This window comes from Huaxiibacter chinensis, from assembly GCF_022171985.1.
Lineage (GTDB): Bacteria > Pseudomonadota > Gammaproteobacteria > Enterobacterales > Enterobacteriaceae > Enterobacter > Enterobacter chinensis_A.
In genome coordinates this window covers 1-884 of the sequence record NZ_JAJVHF010000064.1, presented here as the reverse complement: position 1 = coordinate 884, position 884 = coordinate 1, and the positions used below count along the sequence as shown (strand labels likewise).

The window sequence follows — 884 nt, the reverse complement described above, 5'->3', positions numbered from 1 at the left end:
GCTGAAAATGCCGGCCTTTGAATGGGTTCATGTGCAGCTCCATCAGCAAAAGGGGATGATAAGTTTATCACCACCGACTATTTGCAACAGTGCCGGATTGAGCGGCGTGGCATGGTCAGTCTTCCCGCAGGTACTGGTACAAAGTTTCGCGGCTGATGCCGAAGTCACGGGCCACCAAGGTTTTCTGGTCGCCTGCCGCAACTCGCCGTTTCAACTCGGCAATTTGTTCGCTGTTCAGCGATTTCTTTCGTCCCCGGTAGGCCCCGCGCTGCTTAGCCAGCACGATTCCCTCGCGCTGACGTTCGCGGATCAGAGCGCGCTCGAACTCAGCAAAGGCTCCCATGACCGACAGCATCAGATTGGCCATCGGTGAGTCCTCGCCGGTGAACGTTAGCCCTTCTTTGACGAACTCCATGCGCACGCCCCGTTGTGTCAGCCCTTGGACGATGCGGCGCAGGTCATCAAGGTTGCGTGCCAACCTGTCCATGCTATGCACCACCACGGTGTCGCCCTCGCGGACGAAGGCCAGCAGCCTTTCAAGTTCGGGACGTTGTGTGTCCTTGCCTGAAGCCTTATCGGTGAATACCTTGCCGACTTCTATTTGTTCCAGTTGTCGATCAGGATTCTGGTCGAAGCTGCTGACGCGAACGTAGCCGATACGTTGACCTTGCAAGATGCCTCCAAAGGTAAAAATGTCAGGATGAAATCTATTACCCTTGGCTGAATGTGTCAATAAATATAAATTAATACCCTACTCTGACGTTGTTTGTGCTCAACATCTGACATCAGGTTAGGGTATGCCTCAATCTGACGGCTGCGAACCGCCAGGGACAGGCGCAATGTCAGATTCTGTCGCGGCCTTGGCGCGTGCCTGGAAGCGTTCA

At 54.6% G+C, this 884-nt stretch carries 1 protein-coding gene; it reads right to left on the bottom strand.

Features of this window, described 5'->3' with window-relative positions:
* Positions 1 to 115: 115 nt before the first annotated feature.
* Positions 116 to 673 carry a recombinase family protein gene (locus tag LZP96_RS23945; protein WP_001162010.1) on the bottom strand — a complete coding sequence of 186 codons (558 nt, stop codon included), beginning with the start codon at positions 671 to 673 and terminating at the stop codon, positions 116 to 118.
* Between the last annotated feature and the right edge of the window lie 211 nt (positions 674 to 884).